Origin of the sequence: Pedobacter fastidiosus, assembly GCF_014306625.1 — a bacterium.
In the GTDB taxonomy this organism is placed as follows: domain Bacteria; phylum Bacteroidota; class Bacteroidia; order Sphingobacteriales; family Sphingobacteriaceae; genus Pedobacter; species Pedobacter fastidiosus.
This window is the reverse complement of record NZ_JACRYL010000012.1, coordinates 19,410-43,625: the sequence shown is the minus strand read 5'-3', so window position 1 is coordinate 43,625 and position 24,216 is coordinate 19,410. Positions and strand designations below refer to the sequence as shown.

General features: G+C 36.2%; 14 protein-coding genes. 13 read left to right on the top strand and 1 reads right to left on the bottom strand.

From position 1 onward, the window contains the following. Window positions 1-124: 124 nt before the first annotated feature. Window positions 125-1,837, top strand: coding sequence for a hypothetical protein (locus H7U22_RS14185; protein ID WP_187072017.1), 1,713 nt, complete (start codon window positions 125-127; stop codon window positions 1,835-1,837). 121 nt (window positions 1,838-1,958) lie between these two features. Beyond that, the gene (locus H7U22_RS14180; protein ID WP_187072016.1) at window positions 1,959-2,363 is read left to right on the top strand and encodes a DoxX family protein; all 405 of its coding nucleotides are present in this window, start codon (window positions 1,959-1,961) and stop codon (window positions 2,361-2,363) included. A gap of 460 nt (window positions 2,364-2,823) precedes the next feature. Here H7U22_RS14180 and H7U22_RS14175 read toward each other — a convergent pair whose 3' ends face one another. After that, window positions 2,824-5,757, bottom strand: coding sequence for a M16 family metallopeptidase (locus tag H7U22_RS14175; RefSeq protein WP_187072015.1), 2,934 nt, complete (start codon window positions 5,755-5,757; stop codon window positions 2,824-2,826). Between the two features lie 224 nt (window positions 5,758-5,981). On the opposite strand from H7U22_RS14175, the gene surE reads away from it, so the two are divergent. From surE to H7U22_RS14120, 11 genes are all read left to right on the top strand, one after another. After that, window positions 5,982-6,827 (top strand): 5'/3'-nucleotidase SurE, encoded by an 846-nt coding sequence (gene surE, locus H7U22_RS14170; RefSeq protein WP_187072014.1) that lies wholly within the window; start codon window positions 5,982-5,984, stop codon window positions 6,825-6,827. 12 nt (window positions 6,828-6,839) lie between these two features. Further along, window positions 6,840-7,112, top strand: coding sequence for a stationary phase survival protein SurE (locus tag H7U22_RS14165; RefSeq protein WP_187072013.1), 273 nt, complete (start codon window positions 6,840-6,842; stop codon window positions 7,110-7,112). A gap of 94 nt (window positions 7,113-7,206) precedes the next feature. Further along, window positions 7,207-8,316 (top strand): lipid-A-disaccharide synthase, encoded by a 1,110-nt coding sequence (gene lpxB, locus H7U22_RS14160; protein ID WP_187072012.1) that lies wholly within the window; start codon window positions 7,207-7,209, stop codon window positions 8,314-8,316. A 184-nt stretch (window positions 8,317-8,500) separates the two neighbouring features. Beyond that, window positions 8,501-11,692: a SusC/RagA family TonB-linked outer membrane protein gene (locus H7U22_RS14155; RefSeq protein ID WP_187072011.1), complete on the top strand. Its 3,192-nt coding sequence runs from the start codon at window positions 8,501-8,503 to the stop codon at window positions 11,690-11,692. 11 nt (window positions 11,693-11,703) lie between these two features. Further along, window positions 11,704-13,359 carry a RagB/SusD family nutrient uptake outer membrane protein gene (locus tag H7U22_RS14150; RefSeq protein WP_187072010.1) on the top strand — a complete coding sequence of 552 codons (1,656 nt, stop codon included), beginning with the start codon at window positions 11,704-11,706 and terminating at the stop codon, window positions 13,357-13,359. Between the two features lie 219 nt (window positions 13,360-13,578). After that, a complete protein-coding gene (locus H7U22_RS14145) occupies window positions 13,579-14,583 on the top strand; it encodes a LacI family DNA-binding transcriptional regulator (protein WP_187072009.1) in 1,005 nt (334 codons plus the stop codon). A gap of 214 nt (window positions 14,584-14,797) precedes the next feature. Then, window positions 14,798-17,242, top strand: a complete 2,445-nt coding sequence (locus H7U22_RS14140; RefSeq protein ID WP_187072008.1) for a glutaminase family protein — start codon at window positions 14,798-14,800, stop codon at window positions 17,240-17,242. 130 nt (window positions 17,243-17,372) lie between these two features. Next, window positions 17,373-19,550 carry a hypothetical protein gene (locus tag H7U22_RS14135; RefSeq protein ID WP_187072007.1) on the top strand — a complete coding sequence of 726 codons (2,178 nt, stop codon included), beginning with the start codon at window positions 17,373-17,375 and terminating at the stop codon, window positions 19,548-19,550. A gap of 26 nt (window positions 19,551-19,576) precedes the next feature. Next, window positions 19,577-21,844, top strand: a complete 2,268-nt coding sequence (locus tag H7U22_RS14130) for a GH92 family glycosyl hydrolase (protein WP_187072006.1) — start codon at window positions 19,577-19,579, stop codon at window positions 21,842-21,844. A 64-nt stretch (window positions 21,845-21,908) separates the two neighbouring features. Further along, entirely contained in the window at window positions 21,909-22,796 is an 888-nt protein-coding gene (locus H7U22_RS14125; protein WP_187072005.1) for an ROK family protein, read from the top strand. Between the two features lie 757 nt (window positions 22,797-23,553). Beyond that, entirely contained in the window at window positions 23,554-24,114 is a 561-nt protein-coding gene (locus H7U22_RS14120; protein ID WP_187072004.1) for a discoidin domain-containing protein, read from the top strand. Window positions 24,115-24,216: the final 102 nt, after the last annotated feature.

Here is a 24,216-nt window from a genome sequence, read left to right as displayed (position 1 = left end):
ATTAAAACTTTAATAAAACCACAAGCGAGACGATAGCCAGCAATATTTTATACAATGCAGATAGGTTACAGATTCAGCGTTGCACTCAGAATAAAAAAAATGTCCCTAAACAATAAAATCAATTATGAATTTTAAAAAAATACTTTTCATCCTAATTATTACATCGATTTTTGGGGTTAGCAATGCCCAAGTTAGGCAGTTAAAACTTAATAGGGTAGAAGAAATGGCCAATCTTCCGCAACCGCTGAAAATTATAGATTGGAAATTAATGGCTCAAAACTTTGATAAAACCATTTACGATTTTAATGCCAAAGGCGATTATTGGCCAATGATTTGGATAGACAGTACTAAGAAAAATTTTGATCAGAATGTGATGGGAATTTATACTGCTGTTGGTGATGTTAGGCAAGGAAAACTTCACAATAAAGGAATGTTTCACGAAGCTTTGGCCAATATGGGTTCTGTTTTGGGTGCAAGTTTAGTTGGAATTGATAAGCGCAACCAGAATGGTGTAAACTATGTAGCCATGCTTAAAAACTATTTTAATCGCGATACCAAATGGAATATTATAATGAACAATACCGCTCCAGAAGTTGCATTATTAGGAGGTGGTTATGGCAGAGATTGGTGGTATGATGTCTATCCAAATGTTTTGTTTTATGCCATTTGTGAGCAGTATCCAAATGAAAAGGATTTTGATTGGATAGCCAAAAGCATCGCCGAAAAATTCTACAAGGCAGATTCTATTTTAAAAGGAGATTATAACTATTCGTATTTCGATTACGGCCAAATGAAGCCGATGAAAAATCAAATCTGTGCACAGCAAGATGCTGCTGCTGGGCATGCTTGGGTTTTGTATGCAGCTTATAAAAAATTTGGCGACAAACGCTATTTACAAGGTGCAATTAGTGCGATGACGGCATTAGAAAGCAATAAAATAAATCCTACTTACGAATTATTAATGCCTTTCGGCGCTTATTTAGCCGCAAGAATGAATGTAGAACAAGGAACAAAATTTGACGTACAAAAACTTTTAGGCTGGACATTTGATGGAACCGCCGTTTGCCGAGAAGGATGGGGTGTATTAACCAGTAAGTGGAATAATTATGATATCTCTGGGGTTGTCGGAAGTACGGTAGATCATGGAGGATATGGTTTTTTAATGAACACTTTCGATGCAGCCTGGCCATTGGTTCCATTGGTTCGTTATGATCCTGCTTATGCAGATGCAATTGGTAAATGGATGTTAAATGCAGTAAATGCTTCGCGATTATTTTACCCGCAATATATTCCCAATGAACATCAAACAATTTTGCAATCGGCTGGTGTAACCAAAGGCGTTATTGCCTATGAAGGCATTGCCAAAAGTTCTACTTTCGATACACTTTATATGGATAAAAAAGCACCCGTTGCCCAGGGCGATGGACCTAAATGGGTGCCAGGTAAAAATCCTGATGTTTCTCAGTTTAGTGTTTATGGAAGTGGGCACGTTGGAATTTTCGGAAGTATTGTAGAAAAAACCAATGTTGAAGGCATTTTAAAATTAGATGTACTTTCAACAGATTTCTATAAAGCAAAGGCTTACCCAACTTACTTAGTTTACAATCCTTACAGCCAAACTAAAAGTGTTTCCTACAAAATTAAAGGAACAAAAAAGGTCGATTTATATGATGCAATAGCTCAAAAGGTTGTCGCAAAAAATGTATCGTTTAAAGTAAATATTCAGGTTCTAGCTAATAAATCAGTTCTAATTGTTGAAACACCTGCATTAAGCAAAATGACAATAGCAAACCATAAACTGTTGGCTAACGGTGTGGTGATAGATTATAAAAAATAAGGTACAAAATTTTATTAACCAAAGCATTGCCTATTGGCGATGCTTTTTTGTTTTTACTGCGTGCCAAAAAGCTGTAGAGCCTTGGAATAGTTTTTGCGTCTATTATGCAAATCCCAAAGTTATGAAAGAAGAGAATTTAAAAAAATTAGCCAAAATTGTTTTGGGTGCAGGGTTAATATTTGCTGGAATTGGTCACCTTACTTTTGTTCGGGAAGAATTTAAGGCTCAAGTTCCAGATTGGGTTCCATTAAAGAAAGATGATACCGTTGTATTATCTGGCGTTGGTGAAATTGCTTTGGGTGCAGCGCTTGTGTTTACGCCTAAAAAGCATGAAAGAATTGTAGGTATTGTGGCTGCAAGTTTTTTTGTTGCCGTGTTTCCAGGGAATATTTCACAGTTTATAAATAGAAGAAATGCCTTTGGCTTAGATACAGATTCGAAAAGATTTCTTCGGTTATTTTTTCAACCCGTTTTGGTTTACTGGGCACTCAAAAGTACCGGGAATGATTTAAAGAAAATTAAGTAATGGTTTCTCGGTTTAGCGAATGGCGAGGGCTATTAAGCCACATGGATACAGATTTTTGCATTAAGATTGCTTCGTGCCTCGCAATGACGAACTTTCTTAGTAAGGCGTTGAAAAACAAGCCGATTTTAGATAAGCCATACAGTAGCGTTAGCTATTTTCTTAGGTTTAGAGAATGGAGTAGCTCTTAAGCCACATGGATACAGATTTTCGCATTAAGATTGCTTCATGCCTCGCAATGACGAACGTTCTTAGTAAGGCGTTGGAAAAAAAAGCCGATGTTAAATAAGCCATACAGTAGCGTTAGCTATGTTCTTCAATTTAGCGAATGACTGGGGATACTTAAGCCAAATGGATCCTTACCTCCGTTTCCAAATATTAAAGAAATTTCATTTTATCATTCAATAAAAAAAGCGATTCCCATTTCTGAGAACCGCTTTTAAGCTTAAAGTTTAAGACTAATCTAGTATCCGAAAATCTGCTCTAAACTTAATTTAGTTACAGGCCCTAGTTTTGCTAAATCTGCCATATTAATTTTCTTTTCTGAAGCAACGATACAATAATCGTACGGTTTGCCAGAAAGATTACTTTTGTGAAAAGCATTTATATCAGCAAAAGTTAAAGGTTTCAAATTAGCATACTCATCAATCCTAGAATCGTGATCGAAACCTAATTTCTTATCTGCAAGGTAAGTGTAGATAATTCCGTCTTTTGTAATACGAGCAGTTTCTAAGCCATTCAATGCGTTGTTTTTAGATAAGTCGTAAGATTTATCCGATTCAGGCAAAGTGGTTAATAGTTCATTCATGCCAGCAACAGCATCATTCATTTTATCGGCCTGTGTACCCACGTAAGCCACAACCGTATTTTCTTTCTCTTTACTGTTTGGCGATGAGTAAACGGCGAACGTAGAATAAGCCAATGCTTTCGATTCGCGGATGGTTTGGAATACTACAGAACCCATGCCGCCACCGAAGTAGTTGTTAAATAAACTAATTTTTGCAGCGTTTGCAGGATCGTATAAACCACCGTTACGAATCCAACGAATTTCTGCCTGTACCATATCATAATCAGCAAAGTAAACTTTGTTGGCATCTGTTACGGTATAAGCGAATTTTTTTATTGGCGTTGCAGGCGTAAACGATGCAGGCAAAGTATGAACTTTCGTAATATCGGTAGTAAATGCTGGTAAAGCTTTAGGGCCAAAATAGGTAATTGTGTGCTTGAAGCTGGTTAATGTATGCAAGATGTTAATCAAATCTGCCGATTTCATGTTCTTGATTTCATCATTAGTTAAACCATAATTAAATGGATTATCTGCACCGAATTGCGCATAACTCATTAAACCACCAAGAATAGAGGCTTTGTTTAATTTCGCGTTATCTCTCGCTTTCAATAAACGACCTTTTAAATCTTCCAAAGCTTTTTCGTTTGGTTTGCAGTTTGCAAGTACATCTTCAACCAAAGCAACTGCTTTATCGAAATTTTCTTGTAATCCACTGATGGAAACCGTAGTTACATCGGTGCCCACATTTACATTATAGCTACAGGCAATGTTGTAAAAAGCTTTGCTAATATCTTCTGCAGAATATTTATCGGTACTTAAAAAAGCAAGATATTGCGCTGCGTAAGGTAAAAGTTTAGAGTTGTAAGAACCCATATCGAAACGGTAACTCATACGGAAAATACTGTTTTCGGCATTCTGCACATAAATTACATCGGCAATGCCTGCTTTACCAAAAGATAAATCTTTAGTGTAATCTAAAAACTTAGGTGCAATTGGTTTTACCGGCGATTCTATAACGCTTTTAGTAAATGGAGAAACCTCGTTTACATTTGTTTTAACAGCAGTAATGGTTGGTTTTTCTACTTTTAAGATGCTTTTATCTTCGCCTTTGTGTTTAAGAACAGAAACGTAATTGTTAATGAAAAACTTGTTTGCGAATTCTACAATTTCTTTTTTGGTTACTTTACCCATTGCATCGGTAGAGGCTAGGGTTTTATCCCATTCTGTACCTCTGTTTTCAATAAAAGCAGTCATTGTTGCATCAGCACGAGCATCATTGTTATCATAAGCCTGAAGCTCGCCCAATTTCGTGTTTGCAACTGTAGCTTTAATCAAGCTTTCATCAAATTCGCCTTTCTTTAACAAATCAACCTGCTCCAATAATAATTTCTGAGCATCTTCTAAACTTTGTCCGGCTTTAGGTGAAGCTGATAAAATAAAGATTCCATAATCTTTCATTTGATTGTAGCCAGCGCCAGCTCTTAAAACTTTCTGCTGTTTGTTTAGGTTAATATCAAGCAAACCTGCTTTGCCGTTTGATAAAATACTTCCAATTAAATCTAACAATAAACTTTGGTGGGTATTTTGAGCAAAACCGCGATAAGCAACGTATAAACTTTCTGCACTTGGACCATTAATATCAACTTTTTGAATCGTTGTTAAAGGTTTTTCTGGAGCTGGATTATAAAGTGCAAATGGCTTTGGAACCATGTAAGCGAAATCTTTGTCGATTTTTTTAACCAAATCATCATAGTTAATATCACCAGACATAATCAAGGCCATATTATTTGGCACATAATACTTGTTGTAATATTTTCTAATTTCTACTAAAGAAGGATTTTTTAAATGCTCTATTGTACCAATGGTAGTTTGTTGACCGTAATTATGGGTAGGAAACAAAGCATAAAGCATTCTCTCGTACATTTTACGTTGATCACTATCCATACCGATATTTTTCTCTTCATAAACAGCCTCAAGCTCTGTATGGAAAATACGGAAAACAGGAGCACGGAAACGTTCCGCTTGAACAGCTAAAAACTTATCAATTGCGTTTGAAGGCAGATTTTCTTCGTAAACGGTTTCTTCAACAGAGGTATGTGCATTGGTTTGTTCGCTACCAATCGATTTCATCATTTTATCGTACTCATTTGCGATAGAATAATTAGAAGCTTCACCAGAAGTTTTATCAATTTCCTTGTAAATTTCTTTACGTTTTGCTGGATCAGTCGTTTTGTTATAGGTTTCGTAAAGGGCCTCAATTTTATCCAGATAAGGCTTTTCTTTAGCGTAATTCATTGTTCCGAACTTATCCGTTCCTTTAAAAAGAAGGTGTTCTAAATAATGCGCCAAACCTGTGTTGGTTCTTGGATCTGTATTGCTACCAGCCCTAACAGCCATTTTAAACACGATATTTGGTTCTTTATTGTTCTGCGATAAAATTACAGTAAGTCCGTTTTTTAAAGTATAAAAACGTGTTTTGGTCGGATCGTTGGTTACATACTTAAAAGTATAACCACCAGATGTTCCTGTTTTCCACTGATAACTGGTTTGCGCTTGTGCAAATGATCCAGTAATTAGAAAACAAGCTAAAGTAAATAGTTTGAACTTCATTTGTTTGATTTGGGTTTTTATGAATATGAATTCTATTTGGTGGTTAATTTTTCCAAATTAGAAGCTTCATTTTTAATAAGTTATTTACCCAAAGATATATGCTTTTATTTATCGAATGAAATGCTTTTTCAATTTAATAACTAAAGAGTTAGTGGGTATTGATTTTTATACATAAAATTGAGGTTTATTGTTGCTTAAATTTTATAATCTGTATTTTTACCGCCATGACAAAGCAAAGCACAAAACCCAATATTTTAGTTGTTAATGATGATGGGATAACCGCCACAGGTATAAAAAACCTGATGGAAGTGATGCAGGAAATTGGAAATGTGGTAGTGGTTGCACCCGATAGTCCGCAGAGCGGAATGGGCCACGCCATTACCATAGGCAAACCCATTCGTTTTGATAAGGTTGATCTTTACCCTGGTGTAGAAATGTATAAATGCAGCGGTACACCGGTAGATTGTGTGAAAATTGCCGTAAATAAAATTTTTAAAGGCAAGAAACCAGATTTGTGCGTTTCAGGAATTAACCACGGATTAAATAATTCCATCAATGTAATTTATTCCGGAACCATGTCTGCTGCGGTAGAAGGTGCAATAGAAAAAATTCCTTCAATTGGTTTTTCTATGGATGATTTTGCTGCGGATGCGGATTTCAGTTTTACCAAAAAATATATAAAAACCATTTGCCAGCAGGTTCTAGAGCATGGTTTGCCCGAAGGAACTTTGTTAAATGTAAACTTCCCAAAAGGTGATCATTTAAAAGGAATTAAAATTTGCCGACAAGCCAATGCTAAATGGGCAGAAGATTTTGAAGAAAGAATTGATCCCTATAAAAGACCTTATTATTGGTTAACTGGCGTGTTTCAAAATTTTGATAAAGGAGAGGATACAGATGTTTGGGCATTGGAACATAATTATGTTTCTATCGTTCCTGTTCAGTTTGATTTAACCGCACATCATGCCATCCAAATGCTAAACAGCTGGGATTTTGTGCACAAAGGTGATGATCAGGACAAGTCGCTTCAAAATAAAATTTCTGCACCTGATGGATTAAATTTAGGATAATCCTTTCAGCTGATGAACGAAAAACTTAAAAAATTAAACAATTCCGTTTGGGTGGGTTTGGCAATTGGCCTTATAACACCCGCCATTTTATGTTCCCTTGCTTACTACATTATTACCCATGTAGTTTATTTGGCTAAAGCAGATTTATTGTACATTGGCGGTATTGCAATAAATGCCTATACCATGCAATACTTTTTTAAATACAACAAAGAAAATATTGGCAGAGGAATTTTAGCAGCCACATTTTTATGTGCTTTTGCTTTTTTCTTTTATAAGGTACTTTAAAATTGATTCCGTCATTGCGAGGCACGAAGCAATCTTAAATCGGATATGCTTATAAGATTGCTTCGTTCCTCGCAATGACGATAAATGATAAAAAATGAAATACTACCTCGTAGCCGGAGAAGCATCTGGCGATTTACACGGTGCCAATTTAATGAAAGCATTAAAAGCTGAAGATGGCGATGCTGTATTTCGGTATTTTGGTGGCGATAAAATGCAAGCGGAAGGTGGAGAGTTGGTAAAGCATTATGCAGATATGGCCTTTATGGGTTTTACTGAAGTGGTATTAAATCTGCGTACAATTTTTAAAAATCTAAAAGCTTGCAAAGAAGATATTTTAAACTGGAAACCAGATGTTTTAATCTTAATTGATTTTCCTGGGTTTAATTTAAAAATAGCAGAGTTTGCCAAAAAGAATGGCATTAAAGTTTGCTATTATATTTCTCCAAAAATTTGGGCATGGAATCAAAAAAGGGTTTTAAAAATTAAGAGAGATGTAGATAAAATGTTCTGCATTTTACCTTTCGAAGTCGATTTTTATAAGGAGTGGGGAATGGGTGTAGATTATGTTGGGAATCCATTGTTGGATGAAATTGCTCAGTTTACACCCGATTTAAATTTCAGAGCGAACCATCAATTAGGAGACAAAAAAATTATTGCCTTTTTACCTGGAAGCAGGAAACAGGAAATAGAAAGATTATTGCCTGCTATGTTGAGTATAACCACTCAAAATCCCGATTATATTTTCGCCATTGCAGCAGCTCCAACCTTTAACGAAAGTTATTACCATCAATTTACTGGCGATAAAAAAGTACACCTTTTGTTTAACAGCACTTATAATTTATTGCATAATGCACACGTAGCAATTGTAGCTTCGGGAACAGCTACATTAGAAACCGCATTATTTAAAGTTCCGCAAGTTGTGGTTTACAAAGGCGGAACAATTTCTATAGCAATTGCAAGAATGCTGGTGAAAATTAAATTTATTTCTTTGGTTAATTTAATTGTAAATAAGAAGATTGTAACCGAGCTTATTCAAGAAGATTGCAACACCGAAAGGCTAAATCAAGAACTGGTACAGATCCTTGAAGGACAGGGCCGAGCGCAAATGTTAAGCGACTATGATGGCCTATTAAATTTGATGGGAACACCGGGTGCATCAGCAAAAACAGCCAAATTAATTTGCGCTTACCTCCACGGAAAATAGTTTCCCCCAATGTAACTTTTTAGAGTATTTTTCATTTTTTTTAAAACAAAACACGGTTTAAGGTGTTACTAAATCGTTTTGCGGAAAATCCTAATCATCCCTAATTAATTCTATCGCTCTCGTTAATTAAGTGAATTATTGGTCGCATTATGTAACTAATTATAAACTAAACTAGTGAGTGCCAATGAAAAACATTTTACTTAGGTTTTCAGGTTTCCTATGCCTGATCCTACTTTCAAGCCCCCAGTTGTTTGCAAAATTAAAGAGCGAAAACAAAAATTACAGCCTCAATTATTTTCAGCAAGACACAACTAAAAAAGACACCTCCAAAAAAGACACGAGCAAAAAAGTACCTGTTGCAAAACCTGCAGATTCGGTAAAAGCGCCTGTAAATCCTTTAGGTGGTGCAAGCCCAGTTATTGCAACACCACCGCCAACAGAACCGGCCGTGCCTACTGCAACAGCAACGCCAGCTGGCCAAGCCGGACAAAACACCATTACCGGAGTTGTTTTAGATGAAAAAAACATTGGTTTGCCCGGAGTTGGAATTAAAGTACGTGGGAAAACTGGCGGTTCGGTTACCCAAGAAAACGGAAAGTTTTCCATTAAGGTTTCCGCTCCAACGGATGTGTTGGAATTTAGTTATATCGGTTATGCCACCCGATCCTTGCCTGCAGGGAATGGAAGCACGCCTTTATCTGTAAAGCTTGTTCCTTCCGATTCCCAGAAATTGGATGAAGTTGTGGTGGTTGGTTATGGTACTTTAAAAACAAAAGAAGTTACCTCGGCCGTTACGCACATCGATACCGCACAGTTTCGGCAAGGTGGAGCACGAAATGCTTTAGATTTAATTCAGGGTAAGGTTGCAGGATTGAATATTACCCGATCTAGCGGTTCAAATCCAAATTCTGGCCCAAGCGTACAATTGCGTGGAGTAGTTTCCGTTACAGGAAGTGCGAGCCCACTTTTTGTAATTGATGGAATTCCCGGCGGTAATCCAGATCTACTTCAGCAAGATGACATTTTATCTGTCGATGTTTTGAAAGATGGATCGGGTGCGGCAATTTATGGTACCAGTGCAAATGCTGGGGTAATTTTAATTACCACCAAAAAAGGAAAACCAGGAGCACCAACCTTTAATTATTCTGCCTATATCCGTAAAGAATTTATTCAAAATAGATTAGACTTTTTAACTGCTGATGAATTTAGAGCCAAAATTGCCTCAAAACAAATTGACGCTATTGATAGAGGAGGCGATAATGATTTGTATAATCTATTGGTTAATCATGGCAATTTATCGCAAAATCATAACCTTTCTCTTTCTGGCGGAACAGATAAAACGAGCTATAGAGCAAGTATAAATTACCGCGATTTAGAAGGTATAGCTAAAGAAAACGAACGTAAAGAATATACCCTTAGGTTAAATGTAAATCAGAAAGGATTGGATGATAAATTAAACATCCAGATGAATTTAGCCACCAACTTTAACAACGCAAATTTATTAGGCGGTGGAGGTTGGGAAGAAGAGCAGGCGAAAAATCCTACAACGCTAATCTTCAAACCAGATGGCAATTATTATTTCGATAATCAAAGTACCAATCAATATGCCCGGTTATTTCAAGAAACAAATTATCGGAAGCAACAAACCAGCTCTGCAGATTTAAAAGCAGATTTGGATATTATTAAAGGACTTAAAGCTTCTGTTTTTGGGTCTGTGCAAAGAGATAGTTATTTAGATGGCGGCTATGCACTTATCGCAAGTGAAAATTCTGTTGAGAATAGTGATTATCCAAATGGAGGCTATGGTTTCAAAAGTAATTTCTTATCTCAAGCATTTGCTTTGGAGCCAACCTTATCTTATAACACGGTAATTGCTAAAAGACATTCAATTTCTGCAGTTGCTGGTTATAGTTATCGTTACTACATTGAAGAGGGTCAGGATGCGAATAATCGTGGTTTCTTGAATGATCAATTTAATGAGGATAATCTAAATCAAGGTCAGGCTTTGGCCGATGGTAAAGCATCACTAGGAAGTTTCAAAAATGATAATACCCTGATCGCATTCTTTGGTCGTGTTAATTATGCCTTTGATGGTAAATACCTAGCCCAATTTATTTTAAGAAGAGAAGGTTCTTCAAGATTTGGTGATAACAACAAATGGGGAAGTTTCCCTGCAGTATCTGTAGGTTGGAACGTGACCGAAGAAAACTTCATGAAAAATATTAAATGGGTAAACTATTTAAAATTAAGAGTGGGTTATGGTGTAACAGGTAACTCTGGTTTCGAAAATAATGCATCAAGAGTTGTTTTAGGAACAGGTGGAAAATATCTTTATCCAGATGGTTCTTATCGCGAAACTTACGGTCCAACCAGAAATGCCAATCCATTTCTTAAATGGGAAAGTAAACGAGAAACCAATATTGGTGCCGATTTTACCTTGTTCGGGAGTAAGTTAACAGGTTCATTAGATTTATTTGATAGAACAACTAAAGATTTATTGGACACTTATACTACGCCTCAACCTCCTTATGTTCAATCTTCAATTTTTGCTAACGTAGGTACCATTTCATCAAAAGGTATTGAGCTGGCATTAAGTTATACTGCCGTGAAAAATAAGGATTTCACCTTCAGTATGGACTTTACAGGAAGTACAATTAAAAATAAGTTAGATTCTTATTCTAACGATATCTACACCGTAAAATACAAAACCTTTGGTGGTATTGGCGGTGCTGGAGATTTAGGAGATGCCATTACCACTTACGAAGGAGAAGACTTGGGTGTATTTTGGGGTAAACGATTTGCAGGCTTTAATGCGCAAGGCAAATGGTTATTCTTTAACAGAAACGGTGAAGCGGTTACTAATGATAAGATCAACTATTCTAAAGATAAAGACTTAACAGATTTGGCGCCAATTGGCAATGCAATTCCGAAGTATTATGCATCATATACTGCAAATTTCGCCTACAAAAACTGGGATTTAAGGGTGTTTTTAAGAGGTAAATTCGATTACCAGATTTTAAACACAACGGCTTTAACTTATGGTAACCCATCTATCAAAGGATCTAATTATTTAAGTGAGGCATTTGATAAGTATAGCCAAATCAATGATACTTTCATGTACTCTGACTACTATTTGGAAAGTGGAACGAATGTGAAAATTGATGAGGTTACTTTGGGTTACAATATCAAATTGAAAACTAAGTTGATCCGTAATCTCCGTGTTTATGCTACTGGTCAAAATTTAGCCACTATTACCGGTTATTCTGGAAACGATCCTGATTTCATTCAAGATACTGGTTTAGGTCCTGGAGTTGATAACCGTGGTGCTTATCCAAGTACTCGTTCTTTCCTTTTTGGTGTTAACGTTGGCTTTTAATTTATACGATAATGAAAAACAAATCAATAATATATAGCGCATTAATAGCAATTATAGGCATGAGCAGTGCTTGTACCAAGCTTGATGAAAATGCGTACGATGTAATCCCGGCAGATAAGTTTTATACAAATAAAAATGAAGTACTTTCTGCTGTTTTAAGGCCATATACTCATGCTAATGCGTGGGTAACTCCATCTCAACAAGATGGTTGGTGGCGATTGGCAGAAATGTCTGGCGATCAATTGGCGTGGCCAACTAAAGGTCCACATGGTGAAGATGGAGGAAAATGGAAAAGACTGCACTATCACACTTGGACGGTTGATGAAGGCGGAATAAACAACGCTTGGTCGCTTATGTATGGTGGCGTTGGGTATTGTAATGACCCGATTGCAAACATCAGCACTCGAGATATTGCTTCAATGGGAATCACTCAGGATGAAAAAAATGCTTACATATCAGAGTTGAAACTGTTACGTGCATTCCACTTTTTAAAATTGATGGATCTTTTTGGTGGCATTCCGCTTGCAACAGAACCAGCAGATCCTGCTAATCCTATTTACCCAACTACAACAAGTAGGAAAGAGGTCTTCAACTTTGTAGAAAAAGAGATTTTGGATAACATAAATAATGTTCCAAAATTATCTAGAGCAATGTTGGGCCGTATGTCTCAAGCAAGTGGTTACGCTATGTTGGTCGAACTTTATTTAAATGCAGAAGTTTGGACAGGAACGGCACGTTGGGATGATTGTATCGCAGCTGCAGATAAGTTAATTACCAGTCAGGCCGGGGGACAGAATGGCGCAATGGCTTTAGATCCAAACATTACCGATCAATTTAAAAATACCAATGATTTATCAAAAGAGGTAATTTTTTCTATCGCATACGATTACACAAGAGCCAAATTTGAACCCTCTTGGACAGGTGAATTTTATCATTTTGCCCAAAAGGATATTTATGGAGGTGGTAGAAACGGTAACGATGGAATTGTATTAGTTCCCGGAGTTTACACAACCTATGGAACAGACGATTTACGAAAAACCAACTGGTTATTATTCGGTCCGCAAATTAAATTTGCTGACGGTGTTTCTCCTGTTTTGGGTACAGTAGAGTATGCAGATAAGCCTTTATCTTTTGTGGATAATATTCAGAAAAATAGTAAAGGTTCTACCGTTTCTACCATGAGCGAAGGTGAAGAAAATAGTGGTGTGCGTTTCAATAAATATAAACTTGGTAATTCTGTTGCAGGGATAGTTAATGGTGTTAAAGTTGAACCAGATCCAAATTACAACAATACCGATTGGAATGTTTATCGCTTAACATGGATCTATTTTGCCAAAGCAGAAGCTTTAATGCGTAAAAATGGTGGTGCTGCAACTGCAGATGCGGTTACGCTTATCAATACTTGCAAGCAAAGAGCTTACACAGCCGCTACTTGGCCAGCAAATACTTACACTACAGCAACATTAACCATGGATGAATTGCTTGCAGAACGCGGTAGAGAATTCATTTTCGAAGGGTTTAGAAGAGATGATTTAATTCGATTTGGTAAATTTACTACCGGTACTTGGTGGGATCATACGGCATCATCGGCAACGAAGAGTCTATATCCAATTCCACAGAGACAAAGAGACTTAAATCCGAAGTTGACACAAAATCCAGGATACTAACTAAATACAAAAGGCGCTTAACGGCGCCTTTTGCATTATATGTTTGTTTCAGATAAAATATGTCAAAATTCACTTACAAAAGGATAATAAAGGATTGTCTAAATCGATTAACATTAAAAGAAATTTAAATATTAACCTTTATATTAGCCAAAATTATAATCAGTATTTTTACGTATTTTTGGTTTGAGTATCCTAACCAAATAAAGAACACTTTCATAAATGAAAACGCTTTCGATTAAAGACATAGCGGTACAGGCTAATGTATCCATAACAACAGTTTCTTTTATTATTAATGGCAAAGCTAAAGAGAAATCCATCAGCGAAGCCGTAATAGAAAAGGTCGAAAAAATTATCGAAGAAAGTGGGTACAAGCCTAATCAGATTGCAAGAAGTTTAAGAACAGGTAATTCTAATATTATAGGATTAATTATTGAGGATATTTCTAACTCCTTCTTTTCTAGAATTGCAAGATTAATTGAAGACAAAGCATATAAAAGAGGTTATAAAATTATTTATTCCAGTACAGAAAATAGTGTAGAAAAAGCCAAAGAATTGATCAATATGTTCAAGTCTAGAAAGGTTGATGCTTACATTATTTCTCCAATTAAAGGTATAGAAGAAGACATCAATATGCTTTTAACCGATAACAAGCCTGTTATTTTATTCGATAGAAATTTACCCGATGTAGATACCAATTATGTTGGGGCCGATCACTTTAATGCTTCATACCAATCGATAGAAAGTTTTATTAAACAAGGCAAAAAGAATATTGCTTTGGTTACAACCGATATTGATGTACAACAAATTACCGAGCGTTACGAAGGTTATAAAAAAGCTTTAGAGGATAATGGCATTGCTTACAGTGATGATTTGGTGGTAAAAGTTCACTTCAACCAAGAAGAAGCTGAAACCATTAGCCAGATAAAAACGTTGCTTGAATCTAAAAAGATCGACGCAGTTTTGTTCGCAACCAACTATTTAGCCATTAGTGGATTAAAAGTTTTAAAGCAGATTAACAAGAAAATAGGCGATGATTTTGCAGTAATTGCATACGATGATCATGAAGCATTCGAACTCCATACGCCAAGTATTTCTACAGTACAACAACCTTTAGAGGAGATTGCGGAAACGGTTATAAAATTGATTTTAAGTCAATTATCTTCTAAAACAAAACTAGAAAACCAACAAGTTATTATCCCAGCGAAGCTGATCATTAGAAATTAATATTTTACTGTAACATTAATATTACAAAAGGCAGTTTCGATATGGCTGAAAATTCTCTAATATTGAATTTAGTAAAACGTTTTACGTTAACTCGATAAAAGTCCTTTCTCCAAACAAAATTTTAAGACGGATTTTTCCGTTAAAATTTTGATTAATAAAGCGTTATCAATTTAGTAAAACCTTTTATGAATTTAATACAACCAAATAAATTATTATGAGAAACCTTTGCCTGATAGCGATTTGCTTACTATTCGGTTTAAATTCAAACGGACAAGACAAAGCGCCAGCTTATCCACTTATTACACACGATGCTTATTTTAGTATTTGGTCTTTTGGAGATCAGCTTAATCAATCGGCAACAAAACATTGGACAGGGAAAGAACAATCTTTATTGGGCGTAATTAAGGTTGATGATAAATTTTATCGTTTTCTAGGTGCTGAAACCAAAACTTACAAACCAATTCTTCCAGCTGCTGATGAACAAAACTATCAAGCCAGTTATACATTTTCTAAACCAGAAGAATCTTGGAACACACTCGCCTTTAATGATAGTGAATGGAAAAAGGACAGTGCACCTTTTGGCGATGACAATTCGGCGAAAACCAAATGGAATACGGATGATATTTACTTCAGAAGAAAATTCTCAGTATCGAATGTTTCATCAGCTAAAAAATATTTAAAGCTTAACCATGATGATAATGTAATTGTATTTTTAAACGGTAAAATTATTTACCAAAAAAGAGGATACGTATCAGATTATATCTATTTGCCAATTCCAGAGGGCGTTTTAAAATCAGGCGATAACATTTTGGCTATTCATTGCAAAAACACTGCAGGTGGAAGACATTTAGATGCCGGTATAGTCGAGGAAACACCAAGTGGTACAAATATCGCTCCTGCAACACAAACAAATGTAAGTGTAGAGGCAACAAAAACCAATTATACTTTTACCTGCGGAAAGGTTAATTTGCAAGTAACATTTACCTCGCCATTGTTACTTAATGACATTAAACTAAGCGCAAGGCCGATTAGTTACATCAGTTACACGGTTAAATCTACCGATGCAAAAGCGCACAAGGTTGATGTTTATTTTAGTGCTTCATCCAACCTAGCTGTTAACACACCAGGCCAAGAAGTTTCTGCTTGGAAAAGTTCAAAAAATAATTTATCCATTTTAAAAGCTGGAACGGTAGAACAACCAATTTTGAAAAAACGTGGTGATGATGTACGAATTGATTGGGGATATATATACGTTGCCGTACCATCAAAGTTTAATGCTAAACAATTTATAGGGCAACAAAGTGAAAACTTAAAAAGCTTCACCAGTGCTCAATATCCATCAAAATCGGAGGTTTTAAATAGTAGAACATTAGATTTAAGCAGTGTTATCCCATTTGGTTCGGTTACTGCTTCCCCTGTAGAAAAGTATGTAATGTTAGGTTATGATGACCTTAAACCGGTTGAATATTTTGGCGAAAAATTATCTCCGGTTTGGAACCCATCTGGAAAAGATAATTTCGATGATCTATTGGCTACAGCAAACAATCAATACATTGAATTAAAAGCTAAAACAAGTGCTTTTGATGCTCAGCTTTACGCCGATGCCAAAAAAGCTGGCGGTAAAGAATATGCCGATTTATGCAAGTTAGTTTACCGACAAAGCGTTGCCGCACACAAAATTGTGTATGCTCCAAATGGCGATATCTTATTCTTATCTAAAGAGAATTTCAGTAATGGATCGATCAATACCGTTGATGTTACTTATCCATCGGCACCACAATATTTGGTTTATAACCCAGAGTTATTAAAAGGTATGCTTAACGGTATTTTTCATTACTCTGAAAGTGGAAAATGGAAAAAACCTTTCGCTGCACATGATTTAGGAACTTATCCTGTAGCAAATGGTCAAACTTATGGTGAAGATATGCCGGTTGAAGAAGCTGGAAACATGATCATTTTAACAGCAGCGATTACCAAGGCAGAAGGTAATGCAAAATATGCAGAAAAGCATTGGGAAGTAATGTCTGTTTGGGCAGATTATTTGTTGAGAGAAGGTTTCGATCCTGCAAATCAATTATGTACAGACGACTTTGCGGGTCATTTGGCTCGTAATGCAAATTTATCTGTAAAAGCAATTGTGGCTTTGGGTGGTTATGCGCAAATGGCCGAAAAATTGGGTAAAACTGAAATTGCTACTAAATACAGAACAGCTGCCTTAGAAATGGCCAAAAACTGGATGAAACTTGCCGATGATGGCGACCATTATGCCTTAACATTTAACGATAAAAATACTTGGAGTCAGAAATATAATTTGGTTTGGGATAAGCTTTTAAAACTTGATCTTTTCCCTGCAACTGTTTATAAAAAGGAGATTAATTTTTACTTAACAAAACAAAAAGATTTCGGCTTGCCATTGGATAGTCGCAGAACTTACACTAAATCTGATTGGATTATGTGGACTGCGACTTTAGCGGATAATCAGGCAGATTTCCAAAAATTTATCCATCCAATTTATAAATATGCAAACGAAACGGTTAGTCGCGTTCCTTTGAGCGATTGGCATGAAACGACCAATGGAAAAATGACAGGCTTCCAGGCTAGAAGCGTTGTAGGCGGTTACTTTATAAAGCTTTTGGCTGATAAATGGAATATCGAATAATGAGAACACCTTTTCGGGCGACGCTTGCAAGCTACTGATGCAGACATCACTTTGAAAATTATAATCATCACTATGAAAAACAGATTTACATTGCCTTTTTCTTGCTCATAATTTTATCACCTATTAAAATATGAGAAACCAAACATTTTACGCAATAATATTAACCGCAATCGTGGTTTCTCTCACGCAAAGCGATGTTTTAGCGCAAGTAAAATTTAAAGAAAAAACTTCTTTTCAGGTTTCTGCACCATGGAGTGCAGATTATGATGTACGATCGGATATTGCCATGGTGTATGGCATAAACGATAACAATGGCAACTTTGAAGAACGTGTAAAAGGTTATAGAGATAAGGGTTACGAAGTCCAGTTTATGACGGGGATTGCCTGGGGCCAATACAAAGATTATTTTTTGGGCGAATGGGATGGCAAAAATCATTTAGATGAAGGCCAGATGATGCAGAATGGAGAAACCATTTGGCATGGAAAAAATGTTCCATATACTTTACCAACCCCAAGCTACATTGCTTACATGAAAACTCATGTAAAAAGAGCAATTGATGCAGGCGTTACCGCAATTTATTTAGAAGAACCAGAGTTTTGGGCTAGAGCTGGATATGGCGATGCCTTTAAAAAGGAATGGCAAAATTATTACGGTTTCCCTTGGATGGCTCAACATGAATCGCCTGAGGCAACTTATTTATCTTCAAAACTTAAATACCAGTTGTATTTTAATGCCTTAAAAGAAGTTTTTAGCTACGTTAAAAGTTACAGCCAAAGCATAGGCAAAAGAGTAAAATGTTTCGTGCCTACCCACTCTTTGTTAAATTATTCTTCGTGGCATATCGTTAGTCCGGAGGCGAGTTTGGCAAATTTAGACGGCATGGACGGCTACATTGCGCAAGTTTGGACAGGCACCTCTCGCGAACCAGTTTTTTATAATGGAAAAAGTAAGGAACGTGTTTTCGAAAATGCTTTTTTAGAGTATGGCTCAATGGTTTCTATGACTGCCCCAACTGGAAGAAAGATTTTCTTTTTAACTGATCCGATAGAGGATAGAGCAAGATCTTGGGATGATTACAAAATTAATTATCAAGCAACTTTCACTGCAGAATTATTGTACCCTATGGTTGATAATTACGAGGTAATGCCGTGGCCAAATAGGATTTATAAAGGCAAGTTTAGCGTTCAAGGTATGCAAGAAAAACAGCCAATATCTCCTGCTTACGCAACGCAGATGCAGGTTATGGTGAATTCTCTAAATCAAATGCCTTTATCAAAAAACAAATTAAATGGCAGTCAGGGAATTGGGGTTTTACTTTCTAACTCCTTGATGTTTCAAAATTACCCAACGCACCCAGGTTATAGCGATCCATACCTATCTAATTTTTATGGAATGGCAATTCCTTTGTTAAAGCATGGCGTGCCGGTAGAAACCGTACACATGGAAAATTTAGCGAATAAAAATACGCTGAAAGATCTGAAGGTATTGATCATGACTTATTCGAACATGAAACCGGCATCTGCAGAAAATCATGAAGATTTGGTTAAATGGGTAAAGAATGGTGGTGTTTTGGTTTATTATGGGAGAGATAATGATCCGTTTCAAAATGTAAAAGAGTGGTGGAACACAGGAGGGAATACTTTTAAAGCACCTTCTGAACATTTATTCGGTTTATTGGGGATTGATGAAAAGGCAGTTAAAACCAGTTATCAGGTTGGAAAAGGGAAAGTATTTATCGTAAGAAAAGACCCTAAAGAACTCATTATGAAAGCCAATGGCGATGGTGAATTCATCAGTACCATTAAAGAAGCTTATGAAACCGAAGCAAAAGCAGGGCCATTTATCACCAAAAATAACTTTGTTTTAGAACGTGATCCTTTTATAATTGCTGCGGTTTTAGATGAAAGTGAAAGCAAGGAGCCATTAAAGTTAGAAGGACTTTTTATCGATTTGTTTAATCCAGAATTGCCTATCGTTAATGAAAAACTCATTCAACCGGGCACGCAAGCTTATCTATTTAATATTTCTAAAGTAGAAAATAAAAATAGACCACAAATTTTAGCCGCTGCTGCAAGAGCAACCGATGAAGTGGTAACTAAAAGTAGTTACACATTTATTGCAAAAAGTCCATCCAATACAAATAACATCATGCGGATTTTATTGCCCGCAAAACCAACAAATATTATAGTAAAAAAAGGCGGAACAGATTTATCCCTAACAAAAAATGAATGGGATGAAAAATCGAAAACGCTTTTATTAGGCTTTGAAAATTTCAGCGAAGGTGTAGAGGTTAACATCCGCTGGTAAAAATAAACACACACACAAATACACAAATGAAACTAAAATTAATCGCATCCATTTTATTCTGCCTAATTGCCAAGGGGTTATTGGCACAGCAGAAAGATTGGGTTCACTACGTTAACACCTTGCAGGGAACCAACTCCAAGCACGAACTAACCAGAGGAAACACCTATCCAACTACTGCATTGCCATTTGGAATGCACACTTGGACACCCCAAACCGGAAGAAACGGTGATGGATGGAAATATCAATATTTTAAAGATAAAATTAGAGGCTTTCAACAGGCGCATCAATGCAGTTCGTGGACCAGAGATTATGCCGTTTTTTCTTTTATGCCCATGGTTGATAAATTGGTAGTTGATGAAAATAAGCGAGAAGCCAAATTTAGCCATGCTGATGAAATTGCCAAGCCAAACTATTATAAAGTAAAGTTTGATAACCAGATAACTACAGAAATTTCACCTTCAGAAAGAGGTGCGCATCTTCGTTTTACTTATCCAAAAGGGAAAAAGAGCTTTTTAATTTTAGATGGATATACTCGATTAAGTGGTGTAAAAATTTATCCGAAGGAAAATAAAATAACAGGTTTTGTAAATAATGGAGAAGGGTTTAAAAGAGGCTGGAAAAGTTATTTCGTAGTTGAGTTTGATCAACCGATTAAAGCTTATGGAACTTGGGAAAATAAGGGAAATACGATTACGGCAGATTCTACTTCGGCAGAAGGTTTAGGAAAAGGCGCTTACATTGAATTTGAAGCAGGAGCAAAGGTTCAGGTTAAAACGGCATCATCATACATCAGTTTAGAGCAAGCCGAACTTAATTTAAAAAGAGAACTTGGAGCAGATAAAACTTTAGAAAACACTAAAGATAATGCTGCTGCGGTTTGGAATAAATCTTTAGGAAAGGTAGAAGTAGAAGGTGGATCTAAAGCGGATATGGAAACTTTTTATTCATGTTTCTTTAGAGCAAGTTTATTCTCACGCAAATTTTATGAGTTGGATAAAAATGGAAAGCCGTATTATTTTAGTCCGTATGATGGTAAAGTGCACGAAGGTTATATGTTTACCGATACTGGTTTTTGGGATACCTTCCGAGCTCAGTTTCCATTAAATTCCCTGGTTCAGCCAGAAATGCATGGCAGATATATGCAAGCCATGCTTGATGCTTACGATCAGTGCGGATGGTTGCCTTCTTGGTCGTTTCCGAGCGAGGCAGGAAGTATGATCGGCAATCATGCAATTTCTTTATTGGCTGATGCTTGGGCTAAAGGGATCAGAACTTTTGATCCTAAAAGGGCGCTTGATGCTTATTACCATGAAGCCATGAATAAGGGGCCATGGGGGCCAGCAAATGGGAGAGATGGCGTTACCGAATACAATAAAATTGGTTACGTGCCTTATCCAAAATACAGAGAGGCTACGGCCAAAACATTAGAATATGCTTACGATGATTATTGCGCTTATGAGTTGGCAAAAATGATTGGTGATAAACATTATATGGAGGTTTTTGAAAAGCCAATGTATAATTACAAAAATGTCTATGACCCATCGACCCGATTTATGCGTGGTAAAAACGAAAACGGACAATGGTCACCGAACTTCGACCCGACAGAGTGGGGCGGACCTTTTACTGAAGGTAATGCTTGGCATTGGCAATGGTCTGTTTTTCAAGATACCAAAGGATTAATCAACATGATGGGCGGGAATCAGAATTTCACAGCAAAACTGGATTCCGTTTTTAGCGAGCCTAACAAAGTTAATGTGGGTAGCTATGGTGGAATGATCCATGAAATGACGGAGATGGTGATGGCCAATATGGGTCAGTATGCGCATGGAAATCAGCCGATTCAGCACATGGTTTATTTATATAATTATGCAAATCAACCTTGGAAAGCACAGTTTCACGCCCGAGAAGTGATGCATAAATTATACGATGCAACCGAAAATGGTTATCCTGGAGATGAAGATCAAGGACAAACTTCCTCTTGGTATGTATTAAGTGCTTTAGGGTTTTACAGCGTTACTCCGGGTTCAGGTGAATATGTTTTGGGAAGCCCTGCGTTTAAGAAAACAACAATCAATTTAGAGAATGGTAAGAAATTTATTATAGATGCAGAAGCAAATAGTGCGACCAACGTTTATATAAAATCAGCTAAGCTGAATGGAAAGGATTATACCAAAAATTTTATTACGCACAGCGATATCATGAAAGGTGGGGTTTTGAAACTTGAAATGGATAGTAAACCTGCTTTAAATAGAGGATTGGGCGAAAGCGACAAACCATTTTCGTTAAGTAAATAGGTTTAAGGCATTGATTAGGATGGCCAGAAGAATTAGGAATTAGTTAATACAAGATAGATATAGAATGGAAAAGTCCGTTGCATTAGGTGTAGATATAGGCGGTTCGCATATTACTGCTGCATTGGTAGATTTAGAGACGAGAACATTAGTACAAAATTCGATTAGGCGCAGTGCGATTAATGCTCAAGAAAGTAAGGAAGTTATTTTTGCAGCTTGGTGCGAAATTATAAATGATGCATTTGATGGGATTCCAAATAATGCCCGTCATTTGGGCATAGCAATGCCAGGTCCTTTTGATTACGAAAAGGGAATTTCACTGATTAAGGATCAAGATAAATTTAAATCATTATACAAGGTAAACGTAAAGGAAGAGCTCTCTAAGAGATTACAAATACCAGCTGGGAATATTCATTTTATTAATGATGCTGCAGGCTTTTTGCAAGGAGAGGTTTTTGCGGGTGCAGCAAAAGGAAATGCGCATGTATTGGGTTTAACATTGGGAACAGGTTTGGGCTCGTCACTTTGTATTGATGATAAAGCAATTGATGCCGATTTATGGAACTCACCATTTTTGGATGGAATTGCCGAGGATTATTTATCTACCCGTTGGTTTGTAAAACGATACGAGCAGTTAAGTGGTAAAAATTTAGATGGTGTTAAGGAGCTGGTAAGCATCGTAAATGTAGATCATTTATCAACCAGAGTATTTATGGAGTTTGGTTATAATTTAGCGCAGTTCTTAATTCCTATCATCAAGAAATCAAAAATTGATATTGTAATAATAGGAGGGAACATTGCCCAAGCCTTTGATGCTTTTGCACCAGAATTAATTGCCACCTTAAAGGGAAATGGAATTCATACGGCTATTAAAATATCAGAATTGAAAGAACACGCGGCCCTAATTGGGGCTGCAAGCTGTAGCGATGTAAGTTTTAAGTCTATCGCGTCCTAAATATTTACAGTTTATTGTTATTGGGCAGATTATTTTAAAAATTATAATAATCTGCCCAATAATATTCTATTTTTTAAATAAAAAATAAATATTTCCTCATATTTTTGCTCTTTTTTTAATTGAAATTGAAAATTTCATATGGATTCTCAATTAAATCAAGGCTATAATTTGGCCTTTTTAAATTGTAACGGATATGTTGCAATTTATTGCCATAAATAATCTTTATTATTGAATGCTAAAACGTTTTAGTCCGACCGAATACTTCCAAAGCATAAACTCTGCTATAAATCAAGCAGTTTTTTTTTAGGATTTTATACTAAAACGTTTTAGTCTAGTTTTAAACCAACTTACATCCATTAATTGCCAATTATACATATCAATCTCTCATCCTAAAGATTAAGAGACGAATAAACAAACTAAATATAAATCAACCCTAAACCAAACTTTATGAAAGAACTCAACTAAAAAAACTATTCTAAGCCTCCTACAGAGAAGCAAAAGGTGAATGACTTAACACCTTAAGACCAAAATGATAAATTTTTTTGTTTCGGTGTATTCGATACTTGCTATAAAATGTATGGTATAATACAACAAAAGATCTTACAATCTAAATGCCTTGCAATAAGCCTTTAAATAGAATCAATACAGTTCTATTCCGCTAATACAAATCTTTTAAAACAATTAAAAATATCATCAACCTTGGTCTGCGATCAACTAAGACACATTTAATAACTAACAAACTTTAATTTAACTAATTATGACTCTTTTAAAAATTACCAGGAGTGCTATCGGACTTTGTGCAGTTCTGGTTTTACTTTTTGGATGTGGTAAAGAAGAATACCCATCAGTAGATCTTTTTACCTGGAAAGCAAAAGTAGATGTAACCGCTAAGGGAGTACTATCGGTAAACGTCGAAAATTCTGGTGGCTCCTCGGCAGGAGAAGGATCATTAAAAGTGGTGGATAACGACATTAACTCAAAGTTCCTGATCAATCCTTACCAGTCGAGCCTTTACATGCAATTAACATTCCCCGCGCCTCAACAAGTAGCATCATATACTTTAACATCGGGTGGCGATGCGCCGGATAGGGATCCTAAAAACTGGAAATTGAGTGGTTCTACAGACGGCAGCAACTTTGTTGATCTTGATACCAGAACAGGTGAGACATTTTCTGGTCGTAACTTAACCAAAACCTACAATTTCAAAAACAAAGTTCTGTATAAATATTACAGACTTAGTATTACCGCAAATAATAATGGCTCTTTATTCCAATTGTCAGAATGGCGTTTAATTGAGGTGCCAGAAGAGCAACAATAGTTGCTATTACATAGTACTTCAGTAAATAAAACATATTAATATTTCTGTCTACGATTTAACCCGGGGCATTAAAATTTTATTTCAACTGATCAATAGACCTAA

What these genes read in the sequence shown, in the direction of transcription:
- H7U22_RS14185 (WP_187072017.1), top strand. Translation starts at nt 125, where the DNA reads ATGAATTTTAAAAAAATACTTTTCATCCTAATTATTACATCGATTTTT.
- H7U22_RS14180 (WP_187072016.1), top strand. Translation starts at nt 1,959, where the DNA reads ATGAAAGAAGAGAATTTAAAAAAATTAGCCAAAATTGTTTTGGGTGCA.
- H7U22_RS14175 (WP_187072015.1), bottom strand. Translation starts at nt 5,757, where the DNA reads ATGAAGTTCAAACTATTTACTTTAGCTTGTTTTCTAATTACTGGATCA.
- surE (WP_187072014.1), top strand. Translation starts at nt 5,982, where the DNA reads ATGACAAAGCAAAGCACAAAACCCAATATTTTAGTTGTTAATGATGAT.
- H7U22_RS14165 (WP_187072013.1), top strand. Translation starts at nt 6,840, where the DNA reads ATGAACGAAAAACTTAAAAAATTAAACAATTCCGTTTGGGTGGGTTTG.
- lpxB (WP_187072012.1), top strand. Translation starts at nt 7,207, where the DNA reads ATGAAATACTACCTCGTAGCCGGAGAAGCATCTGGCGATTTACACGGT.
- H7U22_RS14155 (WP_187072011.1), top strand. Translation starts at nt 8,501, where the DNA reads ATGAAAAACATTTTACTTAGGTTTTCAGGTTTCCTATGCCTGATCCTA.
- H7U22_RS14150 (WP_187072010.1), top strand. Translation starts at nt 11,704, where the DNA reads ATGAAAAACAAATCAATAATATATAGCGCATTAATAGCAATTATAGGC.
- H7U22_RS14145 (WP_187072009.1), top strand. Translation starts at nt 13,579, where the DNA reads ATGAAAACGCTTTCGATTAAAGACATAGCGGTACAGGCTAATGTATCC.
- H7U22_RS14140 (WP_187072008.1), top strand. Translation starts at nt 14,798, where the DNA reads ATGAGAAACCTTTGCCTGATAGCGATTTGCTTACTATTCGGTTTAAAT.
- H7U22_RS14135 (WP_187072007.1), top strand. Translation starts at nt 17,373, where the DNA reads ATGAGAAACCAAACATTTTACGCAATAATATTAACCGCAATCGTGGTT.
- H7U22_RS14130 (WP_187072006.1), top strand. Translation starts at nt 19,577, where the DNA reads ATGAAACTAAAATTAATCGCATCCATTTTATTCTGCCTAATTGCCAAG.
- H7U22_RS14125 (WP_187072005.1), top strand. Translation starts at nt 21,909, where the DNA reads ATGGAAAAGTCCGTTGCATTAGGTGTAGATATAGGCGGTTCGCATATT.
- H7U22_RS14120 (WP_187072004.1), top strand. Translation starts at nt 23,554, where the DNA reads ATGACTCTTTTAAAAATTACCAGGAGTGCTATCGGACTTTGTGCAGTT.